Annotated in this window: 12 protein-coding genes; 6 read left to right on the top strand and 6 right to left on the bottom strand. The window is 61.2% G+C overall.

Features of this window, described 5'->3' with window-relative positions; translation table 11 throughout:
* Positions 1 to 21 precede the first annotated feature (21 nt).
* A complete protein-coding gene (locus ACR9Y2_RS36970; RefSeq protein WP_194446644.1) occupies positions 22 to 510 on the top strand; it encodes a hypothetical protein in 489 nt (162 codons plus the stop codon).
* Positions 511 to 512: 2 nt separating this feature from the next.
* Here ACR9Y2_RS36970 and ACR9Y2_RS36965 read toward each other — a convergent pair whose 3' ends face one another.
* Positions 513 to 875, bottom strand: coding sequence for a TSUP family transporter (locus tag ACR9Y2_RS36965; protein WP_435046939.1), 363 nt, complete (start codon positions 873 to 875; stop codon positions 513 to 515).
* A gap of 144 nt (positions 876 to 1019) precedes the next feature.
* On the opposite strand from ACR9Y2_RS36965, the gene ACR9Y2_RS36960 reads away from it, so the two are divergent.
* The 3 genes from ACR9Y2_RS36960 to ACR9Y2_RS36950 are packed head-to-tail and all read left to right on the top strand — an operon-like array spanning position 1020 to position 2604.
* Entirely contained in the window at positions 1020 to 1598 is a 579-nt protein-coding gene (locus ACR9Y2_RS36960) for an RNA polymerase sigma factor (RefSeq protein ID WP_435046938.1), read from the top strand.
* A 15-nt stretch (positions 1599 to 1613) separates the two neighbouring features.
* The gene (locus tag ACR9Y2_RS36955; RefSeq protein WP_435046937.1) at positions 1614 to 2105 is read left to right on the top strand and encodes a hypothetical protein; all 492 of its coding nucleotides are present in this window, start codon (positions 1614 to 1616) and stop codon (positions 2103 to 2105) included.
* Between the two features lie 16 nt (positions 2106 to 2121).
* Complete coding sequence (locus ACR9Y2_RS36950; protein ID WP_435046936.1) at positions 2122 to 2604, top strand: Spy/CpxP family protein refolding chaperone; 483 nt, start codon at positions 2122 to 2124, stop codon at positions 2602 to 2604.
* Here the strand turns inward: ACR9Y2_RS36950 and ACR9Y2_RS36945 are convergent.
* Together ACR9Y2_RS36945 and ACR9Y2_RS36940 are read right to left on the bottom strand one after the other, a co-directional pair.
* Positions 2576 to 3286 (bottom strand): SDR family oxidoreductase, encoded by a 711-nt coding sequence (locus tag ACR9Y2_RS36945; RefSeq protein WP_435046935.1) that lies wholly within the window; start codon positions 3284 to 3286, stop codon positions 2576 to 2578. The two genes, ACR9Y2_RS36950 and ACR9Y2_RS36945, sit on opposite strands and share 29 nt — an antisense overlap.
* A complete protein-coding gene (locus ACR9Y2_RS36940) occupies positions 3241 to 5370 on the bottom strand; it encodes an IPT/TIG domain-containing protein (protein ID WP_435046934.1) in 2130 nt (709 codons plus the stop codon). Before ACR9Y2_RS36940 ends, ACR9Y2_RS36945 begins: the two co-directional genes overlap by 46 nt.
* Positions 5371 to 5505: 135 nt before the next feature.
* On the opposite strand from ACR9Y2_RS36940, the gene ACR9Y2_RS36935 reads away from it, so the two are divergent.
* Positions 5506 to 6276 (top strand): enoyl-ACP reductase FabI, encoded by a 771-nt coding sequence (locus ACR9Y2_RS36935; protein ID WP_435046933.1) that lies wholly within the window; start codon positions 5506 to 5508, stop codon positions 6274 to 6276.
* A 92-nt stretch (positions 6277 to 6368) separates the two neighbouring features.
* Here ACR9Y2_RS36935 and ACR9Y2_RS36930 read toward each other — a convergent pair whose 3' ends face one another.
* The gene (locus tag ACR9Y2_RS36930) at positions 6369 to 9947 is read right to left on the bottom strand and encodes a carboxypeptidase regulatory-like domain-containing protein (protein ID WP_435046932.1); all 3579 of its coding nucleotides are present in this window, start codon (positions 9945 to 9947) and stop codon (positions 6369 to 6371) included.
* A gap of 160 nt (positions 9948 to 10107) precedes the next feature.
* Positions 10108 to 12684: a glycosyl hydrolase gene (locus ACR9Y2_RS36925; RefSeq protein ID WP_435046931.1), complete on the bottom strand. Its 2577-nt coding sequence runs from the start codon at positions 12682 to 12684 to the stop codon at positions 10108 to 10110.
* A gap of 176 nt (positions 12685 to 12860) precedes the next feature.
* Between ACR9Y2_RS36925 and ACR9Y2_RS36920 the strand changes: the two genes are divergently transcribed.
* The gene (locus ACR9Y2_RS36920; RefSeq protein WP_435046930.1) at positions 12861 to 14999 is read left to right on the top strand and encodes a winged helix-turn-helix domain-containing protein; all 2139 of its coding nucleotides are present in this window, start codon (positions 12861 to 12863) and stop codon (positions 14997 to 14999) included.
* Here the strand turns inward: ACR9Y2_RS36920 and ACR9Y2_RS36915 are convergent.
* Positions 14996 to 16480: an alpha-L-fucosidase gene (locus ACR9Y2_RS36915; RefSeq protein WP_435046929.1), complete on the bottom strand. Its 1485-nt coding sequence runs from the start codon at positions 16478 to 16480 to the stop codon at positions 14996 to 14998. The genes ACR9Y2_RS36920 and ACR9Y2_RS36915 overlap by 4 nt on opposite strands.
* Positions 16481 to 16575 lie beyond the last annotated feature (95 nt).

The following is a 16575-nucleotide window of genomic DNA, read 5'->3' as shown; positions in this document are numbered from 1 at the left end:
ATACATTGCAAGAGAGTCACTATGACCGCCATGCTTTGGATCCTCCTTCCGCTCTTCATCGCCGCCGGCAGCGCGCTGTTGAGCTTCTACATCATGCAGGCCAAACTCGAGGTAGCCGTTTCCAAGGAACGGGAAAGCCTCGCCGAAGCCCGTGCAGTGATCAAGAATCAGGAAAAGCTCATCGAAGAAAAGGTGAAAACGGCTGAGGAGTCCACCATGCGCAAGGCGTTCGACCAGTTTCTGGCCGACTTCCGCGTGGAAGAGCGCCATTACATGCGCGAGAACAAGTCCATGTTCGTCAACCGTAAGGCCCTCGTGTTGCAGGAGCGGTTGTTCTTCAGGAACATCCCCCTCAGCAACTGGGTTGAGCACGAGATGGTGGTGGAAGAGGGCAGCGATATGAAGAGTCTGGCCAAGCAATGCTCGATCTTCAGCACGCGCTCTATCTCCGGTGACGAGCGGTCGCAAAACTCGCGCCTGCTGAAGTCCAAAGAAGCTCGCACGGCCTAGAACTACTTATCCGTCAATAACATCTGGGCGGCGACCAGAACCAGGAATACCGCGTAGCCGCGGCGCGCAATTACCGGCGAAAGGCCCAGGGTAATGCGGGCGCCGAAGTAGAAGCCCACAAACAGTCCGGCCGCGATCAGTGCCGCATACTTCATGTTCATGTGTCCCTGGCGGTAATACTCGTACGCGCCCAGGAACCCGACTGGTGGGATCAGCGCGGCCAGGCAGGTGCCCAGCGCATCAAACTGTTCCATCTTCAACAGGAAGATCAAGCCTGGGATAATCACCAAGCCCCCACCAATGCCGAACATCCCTCCCAGGACACCGGCCACCAGCCCAATGGCCAAAAGCAGCAAGTAGTTCATCGATCAGGAGTCTAGCAAAACGCCGTCGCGCCTGACCATGCCAGCCCCCATCTCCAGCCCAGTCGCCGAAGGAATCTGAAGGAATTCATTGAAGATGTAAACCTTCCGCAAGAAACCCTCGTCTTTCGGGTTAGGATGGGCTCGATGGCAGACCAACTCGTCGCCTCAGCCGGCGCCACGCAAGCAGGCTCCGACTTTGCTGGATGGATGCTGTCCGAGCAACGTCGCGTGTTCCTGCTGTGCCAGCGCATGCTTGGTGAGGCGGACGAAGCGGATTCGGCCACCCAGGACGTCTTCTTCAAAGCTTACAAAGCCCTGCAGAAACAGGAAGTTCCCATCGACGACTCAGCCAAGTGGCTGACCCGGATCGCGGTGAATACCTGCCTCGACAAGCTCCGCTCACGCCGTTGGCAGTTCTGGCGGAAGCGCCCGAACCAGGAAGACGAAGAGTTGATCCTGAACATGGCGGCCTCGTCATCCCCGGATGCCGAAGCTCAGCTATTCGCCGGAGAGATTGGAGTGCGTTTGCAGGCCGCTCTAGGGAATTTGTCTGACCGGCAGCGGGCCGTCTTCACTTTGCGTCACTATGAAGACAGAGGGTTGGACGAGATTGCGGAGATTCTGGACTTGGATGTAGGGACCGTAAAGGCGCATATGGCCCGGGCGCTGGCCAAACTGCGGCTGGAACTGCAGGATCTCTACTCGGCTCGCAGGAAGCAGTGAATGGGAGTGAGGAAAATGAACTCGGACAGATACAACTCGCCCCACTGGACGGAAAGTGATCTCATCAGCCGCCTCTACGGCTTGGATCCGGAGCAGGGCCGCTCGGCCGCCCATCTGGAGGAGTGCCGGGAGTGTGGTGCCCTGTGGTTGTCGGTGCAGGCGCGCAGGGGTTCGGTTGTGAACGTGGCGCCCGTGCCGGACGAAGCACTCGAAGAACGGTTGCGCGCGCAACGCCAGGCCGTCTGGGCCCGCATCGAAAAGCCGCGGCGCCCCTTCCTCTGGCGGATGCTCCCAGCCGCGGCAACCGCGCTGATGATCTTCGCCGGTGTGGCGATGCACCAGGTGAAACCGCCGGTGCCACCCGTCCAGACCGCTTCGACGGTCTCGGACGCCCAGTTTTTCAACGAGATTGCGAGTGTAGTCAATCAGGAGACGCCCCGCGCGGCCGATCCCCTGCAGGGTCTCTTCGACAGCAATGCGGCGCCGGCCGCGATCGAGGCGCAATAGTTCCATGAAGCGGTTGATGTTGCTGTTGCTTTGCCTGGGTCTGCCCCTATTGGCGCAGATGCCCCGTGGCTTCTACCCCTGGTGGGATTCTCCCGTCGCCAAAGACCTGAACCTGTCCGAGGATCAGAACCGGCAGATCCGCGACATCGTGAAAGAGTACCGCACGAAGATGATCGATCAGCGTGCCGCGGTGGAGAAGGCCGAAGTCGAACTCCAGGACATCTTCAACGAAGACAGTTTCGATCAGCGGCGCGGGAATGAAGCGATTGAGCGCCTGATCTCTGCCCGTGGCGACATCACGCGCAGCTTTTCGCAGATGAGCCTGCGCTTGCGGGCCATATTGACGAATGATCAATACCACGAGTTGATGCGCCGCCGGCCGAACATGCAGCCTGGCAACCTGATGCGCGAACTCCAGAAGCGGAACCAGAACGGCCCGCGGCAGAATGGCCAGGGTGGCGGGCGGCAGCCTATGCCCCAGCGCCCCCCGCAGCAATAGCGCGGATCGCAGCCACATCCAGGATCCTCGGATTCCCGGCACTGTTCGGGGGCGGGTTCTCTACGGCCCATCCTAGCGCGCTCAGCATCTGCGCATGCGTCACAAGCCCTAGTCGGAGAGCCCCGGCGCGTGTCGGTCCAAATCTCTCGGCCAGCCAGTAAAAGGGGACCAGCGCCAGCGGCCAGCGATGGCCCTCGCCCAACACGTACCACGGGCGCAGGATCGTGGCTGTCAGGCTGGCCTCACCGAGGCGGCGTTCACATTCCATGCGGATCCCAATGTAGCCATGCATGGTGGGCGCCGGATGGGCCACGCTGACATAGACAAAGTGCCTGATGCCGCTCCACTGGGCCGCTTCCACACTCGCAAACAGGGATCCTCGATCCACCCGCTCAAACTCCGCCTGCTTCCACGAGGCAGGATGCGGCGTGCCCACCAGATGGACCAGGGTGTCGCAGCCTTCGCAGGCGGCCGCCACGCTCACCGGGTTCAGGGCATCACCCTGGCATACCTCCACGCCCCGCGCTGCGCGCTGCGCACCACCTGGCCGTACCAGCGCCCGGACCGATGCGCCTCGAGCAACCAGTACTTCGCAGAGGGCACGCCCGAGATAGCCGGTACCGCCGGTGATCAGGATTATTCGCCGGATCCTTTCAACCAGATGTTCTTTGCAACACTGCACACGCCGTCGACGCTCTCCGAGATCTGCGCACAGACCATGGTGTCCGATTGCATCGTGGGCAAATCCGCCGGAATAGTGACTCTGAGGAGCTCCACGCCCACCTGGAGCGTCGACTCCGGGGTTGCATCCATCCAGCGGTCGTGAATCCGCACCTTCACCGGGTGCATTGCGCTCCCCAAGCCGGTGATGAAGAGCTGCAGTGTCTTTCCAGTTTCAGCCGGTCTGTCGACGCTGTTCATTTCATCGTCGTTGTTGAGGATGAACAGCAGGTCTGGCGAGATCGCCACGATCTCGATTCCATAGGCCGCGCTGGCGCTGCCGGAATTGGTGGCAATTACCGGAGCCGGGCCCGGTGTGAGGTCCACTGGGACCTGCGCGGTAAGCTCCGTCGCCGAAATCAGGACAATCGACGCTGGACGGCCCTGGATCGAGACAGTTGTCTGGTCTGTGAAGTTGGTGCCAATCAGCACGACCAGGCCGCCCGGAGCAAACGGCATGCCCCAGCGGGATCCCGGCGTCACGACGTTGCTGATCGTCGGAGCGGGCGCCGGCGGCGGTGGCTCCGGCAGCGGAGCGGTCACTGTCAGTTTGACGTGGACGAATTGCTCCTCCACGCTTCCTGAGTAGGGGTTCACATTCTGGAAGACCAGATCGGCCTCGTAGAGACCTTCTGGCAGCGATTTGGGTAGCACGTCGAAACGCACCGTGGCGTTGTTACTGCCGCTGGGATTCGAGATCGCCAGCCAGCCCGCGCCATTGACAAAGCGGGCCAGCACGCGCCATTGCAGCAGGCCTCCGCCGATATTGTGAACCAGCACGTAGCCCGATTGGGCGGCCGAACCGGAGGGGGCAGTAAACTCCTCAGGCGTCCTCGTGGGCGTGATTTCCATCTTGGGGAAATAGTTCGCATTGCAGTCGCCCAGCAGGTGGCAGTCGTTCGTAACGGCCGTGGGTCTGTAACGGGGGATCGGCGCGCCGGCCACCGAACCGGTGAGCGTGGAGACCGGTCCCAGGCTGACAGTCTGCGTAATCACACCTTCCGTAACGAACTGGTCGGTGGGCAGGAATAGCCACAGCGGAATCTGCGCGGATTCCAGGGTCGTTGAACTCGCGTCCAGGACTTCGTAGACAACATAAGGTGACGTGCCCTGGTAGTCGATCTCGCCTACACCAAAAAGCGTCTGCGGGCCGGTGCTGGGCGTCCATACGACAAAGCCGCCGCTGCCGTCCGTCTGCGCGCCGCGCACCCGCACCAGCAGCAGTGTGTTGCCCGCCAGCGGATTATACAGACCGCTTGTGGGATTGGTGCCGAATTGGCCGCTGGACGTGGGGATCGCTGCCGAACTGCCTGCAATGGCGTCTGGTGCGATGATCTTCGCTCCGTTGGGTACGCCTGCGAGCCGGATCAGCACCCGCATCCCGTTGGTTGTGTCGGCGGTGACTCTGCGCACAAATGCCGATCCAAAACCCTCCGTGACGCGCGTGGTGGCCATCCCTGCGCCGCTGGCGATCATGTTGTCGAAGTCCATGTACTGTGGCAGCGCTGGGCCCGTTCCGTAAACCGAGGCCGCCAGCGTCGTCGCATAGAGCGACGTCTGCGACGTGCCAACCGTGGTAATGGGAGAAGGAATCGGCAACTGCTCGTTCGTCAGCCACTGCACATAGGCCTGCGTAGTCCCGCCGGCTTCGGTCCGGATGCCGCTCACTTTGACCAGGAACGTCCCCTGCACCGTCATATTGAACTGGAAGTTCTCGATGAGGATCGAGGTGTCGAGCGGGCGCACCGTAATCGGCAGGTTTGTATACCCACCGGGTGTCTGCAGCGCGAACGTAACACCCTGCACATAGCCGGAATCGTCGATAGCATTCGAGATTCGGCGGCTCACGGAAATCTGCAGTGAACCCTTAATCGTGCCCAGTGGCACGCCGCCATAACAACTGAGCAGAATGTCGCCAATCTGTTCAGTCAAACCTTCCGACGCCACAAGCAAGGGCGTCGCGGTCAGCGCGCACTGCGTGGCTGCCTGGACCGGAAGCATGAGTAGACACAAAAAGACCAATAGACACAGAGACCGAGGCCGCATAACAATATCCTCTCGTCCTCTAGACTACAACCATAAGCGATTACGTTTCAGGCCTTGTCACTGGATGCATATTCCGGAGGCCACTTTCGGCGCCCTGCGCGGCGAGCTGAAACCGCACGCTACAATAAGAAATTCATGTCTCAGTTGCTCAAAGACAAGACTACGCTCGTCCTGGGTCTGGCCAACCGCTGGTCCATCGCCTACGCTATCGCGCGCGCCTACCGCCGGGAAGGCGCCGGGCTCCTCCTCACTTACCAGGGGGAAAGGCAGAGGGATGTCGTGGAAGAGCTGGCCCGCGATCTGGATGCTCAAAAACTGCTGTGCTGCGATGTCACCCGCGAAGACGACATTCTGCATCTGACCGAAATGCTGAAGTCGGATGGCATCAAACTCGATGCCGTTGTTCACTCCATCGCCTTTGCCAATAAGGAAGATCTCGCGCGGCCGTTCTACGAAACGTCTCGGGACGGCTTCCTGCTGGCCCAGGAAGTCTCCTGCTACTCCCTGGTGGCCATCTCCCGGGCGGTAGCGCCGGTAATGACGGAAGGCGGGTCGATCATGACGCTCTCCTATCTGGGCAGCCAGCGAGTCATGACCAACTACAACGTGATGGGTGTGGCCAAAGCGGCGCTGGAGGCCAGTGTGCGGTACCTGGCCAGCGAATTGGGCCCGCGCAACATCCGGGTGAATGCGATCTCGGCCGGCCCCATCAAGACAGCCTCGGCCCGAGGAATCAAGGATTTCTCCAAAATCCTGGACCACGTAACGGAGACTGCCCCGCTGCGGCGCACGACGGATCCGGCGGAAGTGGCCGATGCGGCGGTCTTTCTGGCGTCTGATCTAGGCCGCGGCGTAACGGGCAACATCATGTACGTCGACTCCGGCTATCAGATCATGGGCATCTAGGCTCGCCTGGCGATCCGGTTTTGGCCCCGTAAAAAGAAGAAGGGCGGCCCCGCTGCGATAGCGAGGCCGCCCTTCTTAGTTGATACCCCGAACTAGAACGTGAAGCGTGCAGTCAACTGCAGGCGCCGTGCGTAATTGTCCTGGGTGGAGGCGTTGATCTGGCCGAAACCGGTGGCGCCGGCGCTCTGGGCCGTGGTCACCGTCATATTCGGCGAGGGGAAGTAGGGGTGATTGAAGGCGTTCAGGGCTTCCGCGCGGAACTGGAAGTTCATGCCTTCCCGGATGCGCGTGTCCTTGATCAGGGCCAGATCCACGTTGTTCTGGCGCTGACGGCGGAGTTGCGCGAACCGCAGCGGCCAGGTGCGGACCTGGTTGCCGAGCAACTGCTTGGCAGTGGCCGTCTCAAAGCCATCCACGTTGAACCAGCTGTTCGGCGTACGCTGGTCGGCCGGCTTCAGGATGTTGGCTGGGTCGTTGTAGTAGATGTAATTGCCCCAGGCCAGCGGGAAGCCGCTCTGCAGCGACCAGATGCCGGAAGCCTGCCAGCCGCCCACCAGCCGCGAGATGAACCCGTTGGAATTCGACAGCCAGGGCTTGCCCTTGCCGAAAGGCAGTTCCCAGATGCCGCTGATGTTGATGCGGTGCGGGGCGTCGGCGTCCGAGATTTCCCGGACCGGTAGGGCGTCCGCGGGATTGAGCAGGTTCGTGGCCTGCATCCATTTGGACAACGTATAGCTGCCCATGATCGTGTAGCCCTTCGAGAAGCGCTTCTGGGCCGTGATCTGCATGCTGTGGTACCACGAGTAGCCGCCGTTGTCGCTGGTGTAGATCGCATTCGACCCAAAGGCCGGATATGGTGACAGCAGGGTCTGCCGGGATATCTGGGCGCTGGTGAAGGTGCCCTGCGTATTGCCGGGCACCAGCCCTTGCAGAGGGTTCGAGATATTGGCGCTCAGATAGTTGTTGTTGGTGTCATCGCGCAACCGCGATGTGCTCAGGTATTGGTAAGGCAGCGTGTTGATGTTCCGGCCCAAAGTCGTGGACGAGCCGCTGGTGACCGTCGAGAGCTCGACGTGGTTGGTCTTGCTGCCTATATAACTGGCCTCAAGGGAGAAGCCCTTCAGTTCACGCTGGACGCTGAGTTCCCAGCGCGAGGTCATGGGGAGTTTCGGATTCTGGTTGAAGAACGAGAAACCCTGACCCAGGTAAGTGGCGTAGCCGTCGGCGTTGCCCTTCGGTTCGCTGATGCCGTCCGGGAACGGGTTGGCTAATGTCGTGGCCCAAGTAAGTCCGCTGTCCCTGGTCAGAACCATATTCGTGTTCTGGCTGAAGCCGTTCTGAATCACATCACCGCGGCGCTCGCCAAGAAAACCGCCGAACATACCGAAGCCCGACCTGATCACTGTCTTGCTGTCGAGTTGGTAGGCCAGGCCAATGCGCGGAAGGAAAACATTTTTCGGCGTGTTATACAGACTCCCGTCGTTGCCATTGACACCGGCGAAGGTCATACCACCCTTGAGTGCGAAGGCGCTGGGTGGTAGTTGAGCGAAGCCGCCAGAGATACTTGGGTAAATCGTGGAGTAGCTGGCCTGGGCCGCTGCAGAAATGCTCTGGGTGTAGGTGGGATCGAAGCCGAGGGTGCTACGGTTATACCGCTCCTTCAAGGGCGTCTCAAACTCATAGCGAAGTCCAATATTCATAGTCAGCTTGCGGCTGATCTTGAAGTCGTCCTGAATGAAGAAGCCCCAACTCTTGGAGGCTTCGATGTAGTCGGCTGACCGGGCGATGCTGCCCGAACCGGGCAGACCGAGCAACAGGGCGGCCACCGACTGGCCAATGCTTCCAGGTGACGTGGCGGAGTTGTCCAGCGGGCCCTTGGTCCATGTGGCGTCGAAGGAGAACTGGCCGGTCTGGGCGTTGCTGAAGAATTTGTCCGCTTCCTGGTACACGCGGAATTCGAAGCCAGTGCGGATGTTGTGCTTGCCGGCGGACTTGGTGAGGGTTGCCGAGGCTGTGTGGTTGTTCACGGGGCGCAGTTCGCCCGTAAAGCCGTTGCTGATGTAGCCGGTCAGGTTGATGCGCGGGAACCGCGCGATGTCCTTCGGAACCTGGCTGACATACTGCGGAGAGAAGCCAAGTTTGGAGATGTCGAAGCCTTCGCCCGAAGCCGGCCCGTCGGAGCCGCGGATGAATCGGTTGTAGCTGTAGCGGGTGTTCAACACCATCGTCGGCGAGAGAGTGATGACATGGTCGATCATCGCCGCTTTGGAGTCGAAGAGGAACTGGGTTCCGGTGAACGCCGTGCCGAAGTAGTCATTGTAGAGGCTGTCACGGCGGTACTGGCTGGCGCGCACGAAGAAGCGCTGGCGGTCGCCAACATTCTGGTCAACCCTGAAGGTATTGTTGTAGTAATCGGCGGTTTCCGCCAGGCTGGCATCACGGAAGTTGCCGATTCCCACCGCATCACCGGCCGACTTCGGAGTTGTCGGATACCAGTCGAGGATCGACTTTCCTACGGGACTGAATCGGGTCTTTGGAATGAGGTTGCCCGCGAATGGCGTCTGCTGGTAACGCCCGCTGGAGAGCTTCACGCGAGTTGCAGGGTCGTAGATCGTGTAAGTGGAGCCGCTGGCAAGCAGAGCCGAGAAATCACCATCGTGCATGGCTGCCGTGGGCACCGTGTTGGTAGTGTCGTCATGCCGGGGGCGCGAATCGGTAATACCTTCATACCCCCACAGGAAGAATGTCTTGTTGTGGCCGTTGTAGATTTTCGGGATCACAACCGGGCCGCTGATGGAGCCGCCCCAGCGGTTGAACTTGAAGTTTGGCACGGGCAGGCCGGACTTGTTGTTGAAAAAGTCGTTGGCCAGCAGGCTGGGACGGTAGAAGGAGTACCCTGCGCTGCCGTGAAGATCGTTCGTGCCCGACTTGATGCTGATGTTCGTTACGCCGCCCTGGGTCTGGCCGAACTGGGCGTCGAACGTGGCGGTCTGCACCTTGAATTCCTGCACGATATCCGTCGGCGGAACATAGGATGCCGTGACTTCGTTGGCGTTGGCGGTAGCCGTCGAAGGCGCGCCGTCAATGGTCAGATCGTTGAGGTTGCCGCGCGTTCCACCCATTGAATAGTTGACGATGTGCGTAGGTTCGAACGGGCGGTCCAGACGGACGCTGCCGTTGAACGTAACGCCGGCCGTCAGGCCGATCAGAAGGAATGGGTTGCCGTAAGACAACGGAAGATTTGCGACTCGCTTGGAGTCGATAACCGTGCCTGTCGATGCGGACTCCGCGTTCAATAGCGGCAGATCCGATGTGATGGTGACCGATTGGTCCTGCGTGCCGATCTCGAGCGCGATGCTGATGTCGAGGCGGTCCGCGATGCGGACTTCGACCGCATTGCGGGTGGCCTTCTTGAAGCCCGCCGCGGTGACTTCCACCTGGTAGACGCCCGGCGAAAGCAGGGGAGCCGTGTACAGGCCGTCCGAGTTCGTGGTCAGCGTCAACTTGTAACCCATCGCCGGGTTGGCCACAACCACAGTGGCGCCCGGCAGTATGGCGCCGCTCGGATCTGTGATCTTGCCGAGTATTGTGCCTCTGGCATCCTGCGACCAGGCCGGTAGGCCCGTCAACAGGATGAATATCGCAATAAGCGAGAAAATGCGACTCTTCATTTCCATTCCTTTCTGATTCTCTGCGCCGGCCCGGACAACCACGGTTCCCAGCCGTGGGATCCTGACCCGCTGAAACTAACCCAACTCACCGCGCGTTGACTGGCGCGCGATGCCTGAATACCCAAACCCGTGGCGGCCGGCACAACTGAGGGGAGACTCCTCATTCCGCCACCAGGCGGATATGGCCCAGCAGCCCGGAAAGCTCCGGCTTCATGTTGCGCATATCCTGCATTTGGAACCGTTCGCCGTACTTGGCCGCGACTGCCCTGTAGTCCGGCTCACCCTCGCGGGCCATGCGGTTGATCGCCGTATTGGCCACCACCACCCGCAACTCATTCCGGCCTTCCTTCAACAGGCCCGTTACATCCACCCGATAGGGCGGCGCCCATGCCGATCCGGCCCGTTGTCCATTCACATAGACCACTGCGGCATCCCGCACCGGCGCCTGCAGCCAGGCCCGCATGCCGTTCGCGCTTGGTGACTCCGGAATCGGCGCGGACGCCCCGAAATCCATCACCACGCGGCCGCCGCTCAGCTCTTTCGAAACCGTGACCGCCTTCTCGTATACCGCTGTGCCGGAGAAATTCCGCGTCGCCGCGTCCTCCGTCCACGACTTCAACTGGTCCATCGAAACGGACTTGTCGAGCCCTTCGAAACTCACGTTCCATCCCGTGCTCAAATCCAACTGCTGGCCAGCCGCCGGTTTCGCCGGCACGGCCGGCTTTGCGCCCTTTGAAAACACTGCGACCAGCGAGGAATAGGGGGGGAGCGTGATTTCGTCGCCGAGGGCGACGGGCCTGCCCGAAAGCGGATCCAGCCACTCAGGTTGGAGACCCTCTACCCGGAACCGGACTTTGCCCTGATAGCTCTGGTTGCTCGTGTTCGCCACGAAGTAAATGTTGGTGTCGTTCAGCTTGCGATGCGCGAAGCCCAGTTGCGGGTTGGCTGGCGCCCACACAACATCCGGAGTCCTCGCCGCAGCCAGCGCCGCCCCCAGTGTCTTGTCATCTGCAACAAAACGGCCCGGAGCGCCAGGCGCGTCGAACAACCGGGCCGAGATCTCCCGAATCTGCCTGGCTTCGTTCTCCGCATCCAGCAACCCCGGGCCTAGCGAAGGCTTGCGCCTTACTGCCACTAAGAGTCCGCCACCCGCCGCAAACCGTTCCAACCGGCGGTAGCTTGACAGAGGGATCCGTTCCACGTTCGGCAGCACCACGATGCGGTAGCCGCCGTCGGCCAGCGCCTGCTCCAACAGGCCGTCGTCAACGCCGTCAAACCCGAAGCCGGCGTCCAGAATCTGGGGAATTACTTCCGTTCCGGTCACTTCACTCATCTGGCGGTCGATAGAAACCCGGCCCGAACCTGCCATGAAGCGCGCCCGCGTGTCGCCCACCGGCACATACAAGGCAACGTCATTGACCGCCTTGCCTTGCCTCATCAGCCAGCTCAGGCGCTGCAGGTATGCGGCTACGTCCGGCATCACAATCCACCACGGGTTGTTGTCGCTAAACGAGGCGGCGGCGTAAAACCCCCAACCCGGCTTGCCGGCGCTCTCCGGCGAATAGGGCCAGCCATGGCCGATCAGTTGGTTCACGCCCTGCAGGAAATGACGGTCCGCCTCCGCCTTGATATCCAAAGGAGTAGCCGCAAAGGTGGGCGAGTGCAGCCACGTCCAGGTTTCTGTCGCCGTCACCGGCCTTCCCAGGATGTGGTTGGCCGAAGCGGCCCATCTCGTGGCGCTGAATTGCCGCCAGTGGGGCTGCTCGCCATCGGCCAGGTCTACCAGTCGCTGGCTAGACAGCGTGACGGGCGGGGTCCCGTAGGTCTGCGACCGGAAAAGCGTTCCGTGAGCTTTGGCCCACTGCTGGGCCGGCGCGAGAAACCTTTCTTCCACCAGTTCAGTGAGCGTCAGGGCCCAGTCGTTCCGAATGGCGCCCTTCTCCTCCGTCAGCTCACCAACCAGGGCCGGCAGCTTCGGCTTCAGATCGTAGCCGCGCCGCCTCTGGAACTCCGCCAGAAAGTCCGTGGTCCAGTCCGATCCGAAAACCTCCAGGCTGTCATTGAAGATGGCATACGGTGGATGCCCGCCGAACGCCTTCAATAATGGTTCCCCCACTACCTGCAGGTGTTTGTCCAGGGCCGCCCGGCTGTAGTGGTCGAGGACGTAACCTTCCGCGCCGGCTGACGCCCGCTTTACCTTCATGCCCGTATGCCCGGCTACAAAGTACAGTTTCTGGTCGGCGAATGCCGCTACCAGTGATTCGCCTTCTTTCAGCACCGGAACCGTGGCGGAGCGCTCCACGCGCAGTCGGCCCGCCGCCATGCTCAAAGGAATGTGCGGACCACCATATGGCCAGCCGCTGCCCAGCGTCAAATCGACCCGCAGGCCCAATCGACGCCCGGTTTCCGCCGCGAATTTCAACGAATCCAGGAAGTCCGCCGACAGGAAGGGCAGATTGCGGATCTTTTTCTCGGGATCGTCCAGGGCCAGGGGATAGACCGGTTGGATCTCGACGCCGCCAATGCCGCCCGCCTTCATGACCTCCAGCTCGCGCTGCAACTCATGCTGCGTCACCGCCGGTCCAAACCACCACCACCGCATCATGATCCTGCTGTCCGGTGGCGGCGCGGCGAACGAAGCTCGAATTTGATCAATCGGCGAGGCGGATAGCGCGAGACTGGCGGACGCGGCCAAGGCGAGAAGACGGGCTGCTTGGCCCAGGCGGCAATGGTACATTCAATGTCCTCTGAACCGCACGTGAGGATGACTTCGTTTCGAGCGTCCCTACAGATATATCAGTCGAATCCGCGCCCAAAACGGTTGCGCTACACTACTGTTCGTGATCAGGTTCTGCTATTGACGGTGTGGGTTCAACGATCCGAAGCTAAGAAGATTCTAAGAAGATCCTGAATTTGAGCGGTAACGTGTTGGAGAGACGGCTGATCTATAAGTTCGGTGCATTCGGCCTCGACGCCTCGGCGAAGGTACTTCTCCGCGAAGGCGAGCCGCTCCATCTCACGAGAAAAGCCGCCGAAACGCTACTGATTTTGGTAGAGCAGTCGCCCCAGGTAGTTACTAAGGAAGAGTTAATAGCCGCCATCTGGCCGGATCGGGTTGTAGACGAAGCAAATCTTGCCCAAAACATAGCGGTGGTCCGGAAAGCCCTGAATGTGGAGAAGGGCGCCGCCGGATACATCGAGACGTTTCCAGGCCGGGGTTACCGGATTATCGGTCCGGTTACCTGCCTGAAAGAGGCGGCGCGCTCGTTCGACCATCGCGCTGCTTCGCCCGTGGAACCTGAATCGGCACCGGGCCCCCCCGCTCCTCAGGCTCCATCGAAAGATCGGCGTCTGCTCTGGTGGACCCTCGGGCCCGCACTGGTCGGTGTCGTCATCTTGGCGGGGATCCTCCTCTGGCCCGAGACACCGCCTGCACCCCCGCACATCACTCCGGTAACGCGGTTAGCTGGTAAAGAGTACCAGCCCGCCTTCTCGCCAGACGGGTCTGCGGTTGCGTTCCTCTGGGAACAGGGCGTCGGTCAACCGGCTCAGGTCTGGATCCAATCCGGCGGTGGTTCTCCTCGGCTGCTCAGCGACGCACCCGGCTCCTATTCGAGCCCGGCCTGGGCGCCCGATGGCCGCTCCATCGCCTGCCTTCGCTTCCGCGAGTCGGCTGGTGAACTGGTGGTTCTGCCGGTAAACGGCGGCCCGGAACGCGTTGTGACGCAAGTTCTGGCCACCCGCTACGGGCTGTCGAATCCTCATCTTGCTTGGTCGCCGCGAGGCGATATCATCGCCATGGACGACGCCGTCAACCAGAGCCAGCCGCTCGGTATCTTCCTGGTCAGCGTCGGCACCGGGCAGAAGTCGCGTCTTACCAAACCAGAAGATCTGATTATCGGCGACATCGACCCGCGCTTCTCGCCCGACGGTTCCACCGTATCCTTCGTCCGCGCCTACCACCGTACCTACCAGGAGCTTTTCGCCGTGCCGACCTCCGGCGGCGAACCCCGCAAGCTGACCTCCGACATCCGCGAGATCTCGGCACAGGGCTGGTCGTCCGACAGCCGCTCCATTTTCTTTGCCTCCAATCGCGGCGGCGAGTTCCGCATCTGGCGCTTCGAACCCGGTCATGCCCCTGCACCTACCGGGGTCTACGCCGAGTTCCCAATCCAATTCACCTTCTCCCCAAGAACGCACTCGCTCATCTATACAGTGGTCCAGTCCGATCCCAATATCTGGAGGCTGAACGTCAACGCACCGCGCACCTGGACCCGGCTCATCGCCTCTACCGGCCAGGATGCGTCGCCACAGTACTCTCCCGATGGCAGCCGCGTTGCGTTCCGCACAGACCGCACTGGAGATGAGCAGATTTGGGTGGCACTCGCCGGGGGTAGTTCGGCCGTCGAAGTGACCCAAGGCAAGCTGAGGCCCTCCGTCGCGCGCTGGTCGCCAGACGGCAAGTCGTTGGTTTTCAATAACTCCAAGACGAAGGATTTGTACATTGCCACCGAGGCCGGCGATGCCTGGCACGTTCGGCCCTTTGGCGGAATCGGTGTCCATCCCGTCTACTCACCCGATGGTCAATGGATCTACGCCGGCCTGGACGATTCCATCGTCAAATTCCCCTCCGCCGGGGGCAAAGGCCAGACCGTTCTCCAAACCCGTGGATTGTCTCTCGATATCGCCCCTGATGGCAAAGCGCTCTACTTCGTCCGGGAACCCACCGATACGCAGTTGTGGACCGGTGATCTGCAATCGGGCAAAGTCAGCCGGGTGTTGGAAGGTCTCGTCCCGTACTGCACCAGTTGCTGGGCTGTCGAGCCCGGCGGCATCTATTTCCTGGGTGTTCGGACCAACAACTCGAGCCTCCAGTCCATCTATTTCCTGGACTTCAAGACCCACGCAACACGGCTGGTTGCCGACTACCCCGAACCGATCCTGCCCATCGGGATCGGCCCGTTTTCGCTCTCCCGGGATGGCAAATCGCTGCTGACCGTCCGGCTGGACCCCTCCAACAGCGACCTGCTCCGCGCCGACGTTTTTCCTTAGGCGCCTGCTTCCAGGAAGAGTCCGAATTCCGACAAGGCCGGACTCACCGGCGACTTCGTCACCCTCAACCGCACCTTCGTGGTCATTACCTTTTCCGCAGTTTTGATCAGCCTGCACGATCCGACGCTGCCCGCCTCCGCAATCGTCACCCAGGCCCCGTTCTTCCATTGATCCACGGCCACACCTTCCACCCGCTGGCCCAGTTTGAGATTCTCCCGGAGACGGATCACGTTGAACGTGGCTTCCTGGCCCAGGTCCAGGACCACTTCGGCGGTGGTCACTGCGTCATCCGTGCTCCAGCAGCTGAACCTGTCGCCGTCCAGCAGTCGCTCCGGCCCGAACGTCTTACTCTTGCCGCGTACGTTCGATGCCGTCACCTTGGCCTTCGCCGCCAGGTTCGTGGCAAAAGTCGCGCGCAGCATGTCGCCGAAGCCCTTGATCGATGCTGCGTCCGTCTCGTGCAGCAGGCCCCTACGGTCCGGCGGGATGTTCAGCAGGAAGCTCCCGCCGCGACCCACTGATTTGTAATAGAGCTCCATCAGGTCCCGCGACGTCTTGACCTTCGCGTTTTCCTTCTCGTGCCAGAACCAGCCCGGCCGGATCGACACATCACACTCCGCCGGCAGCCACTTCGAACCACCGCGGGTTCCGCCCATCGAATCCTTGGTCTTTACATCGCCTGGCGATGCTGGGCCGCCATCTTCACCCACCGGCTCGAACGTAGCCCAGCTTGTTTCGGCGGCGTAGCCCTTCTCGTTGCCCACCCACCGGATGTCCGGGCCGACGTCGCTGAAGATCACTGCGTTCGGTTGGAGTTTGCGCACCAGCGCCCAGGTCGTCGGCCAGTCATAGTAGGTCTTCTTGTCGATGCGCCGTTTTTCGCGCGCGCCGCCATAGAAGCCGTCGCCGCCATTGGCCCCGTCGTGCCAGACCTCGTAGATCGGGCCGTACTGCGTGAGCAATTCCGTCAGCTGAGCCCGGTACATCGCGATGTATTCCGGCGACGCGTACTTCGGTGTATTCCGGTCCCAGGGCGACAGATAAACCCCAAACTTCAGGCCGTGCTTTGCCGCCGCCTGCGAAATCTCCTTCACGACATCACCCTTGCCGTCACGCCAGTGACTGGCCTTCACGGAATGCTCGGTCGTCTTCGTCGGCCAGAGGCAGAATCCGTCGTGGTGCTTGCAGGTGAGAATTACGCCTTTCATGCCGCCTGCCTTCAGCGCCGCAACAATGGCATCGGCATCGAAGGCGGTTGGATTGAAAATCGTCGGGCTCTCATCGCCGAACCCCCACTCCTTGTCGGTGAAGGTGTTCGTCGTGAAGTGCAGGAAGCTGTACACCTCCATCTCGTGCCACAACAACTGCCGGGCCGATGGCAAAACGCCAAACGGAGCGGGGGCGGAGGGCGCGGCGCGCAAAATGTGGGTCAGTCCGGCGGCAGCCGGCAGCGACAGGAGAAAAGAACGGCGGTCAGGCATATCGGATGGTCTCTCCCTAGCACTATAGCGCTACAGCCAGAGTGATCCCGCGCAACACCGCCTTGCTGACCACTCCAGACGTGTAATACAATCCC

Origin of the sequence: Paludibaculum fermentans (genome assembly GCF_051172195.1) — a bacterium.
Taxonomy (GTDB): Bacteria; Acidobacteriota; Terriglobia; order Bryobacterales; family Bryobacteraceae; genus Paludibaculum; species Paludibaculum fermentans_A.
This window is presented reverse-complemented; position numbering and strand designations above follow the sequence as displayed.

Excerpts from the sequence above, each read along its gene's own strand:
- ACR9Y2_RS36915 (WP_435046929.1), bottom strand. The coding sequence starts at position 16,480 with ATGCCTGACCGCCGTTCTTTTCTCCTGTCGCTGCCGGCTGCCGCCGGA.
- ACR9Y2_RS36935 (WP_435046933.1), top strand. The coding sequence starts at position 5,506 with ATGTCTCAGTTGCTCAAAGACAAGACTACGCTCGTCCTGGGTCTGGCC.
- ACR9Y2_RS36970 (WP_194446644.1), top strand. The coding sequence starts at position 22 with ATGACCGCCATGCTTTGGATCCTCCTTCCGCTCTTCATCGCCGCCGGC.
- ACR9Y2_RS36930 (WP_435046932.1), bottom strand. The coding sequence starts at position 9,947 with ATGAAGAGTCGCATTTTCTCGCTTATTGCGATATTCATCCTGTTGACG.
- ACR9Y2_RS36940 (WP_435046934.1), bottom strand. The coding sequence starts at position 5,370 with ATGCGGCCTCGGTCTCTGTGTCTATTGGTCTTTTTGTGTCTACTCATG.
- ACR9Y2_RS36965 (WP_435046939.1), bottom strand. The coding sequence starts at position 875 with ATGAACTACTTGCTGCTTTTGGCCATTGGGCTGGTGGCCGGTGTCCTG.
- ACR9Y2_RS36955 (WP_435046937.1), top strand. The coding sequence starts at position 1,614 with ATGAACTCGGACAGATACAACTCGCCCCACTGGACGGAAAGTGATCTC.
- ACR9Y2_RS36925 (WP_435046931.1), bottom strand. The coding sequence starts at position 12,684 with ATGTACCATTGCCGCCTGGGCCAAGCAGCCCGTCTTCTCGCCTTGGCC.
- ACR9Y2_RS36960 (WP_435046938.1), top strand. The coding sequence starts at position 1,020 with ATGGCAGACCAACTCGTCGCCTCAGCCGGCGCCACGCAAGCAGGCTCC.
- ACR9Y2_RS36950 (WP_435046936.1), top strand. The coding sequence starts at position 2,122 with ATGTTGCTGTTGCTTTGCCTGGGTCTGCCCCTATTGGCGCAGATGCCC.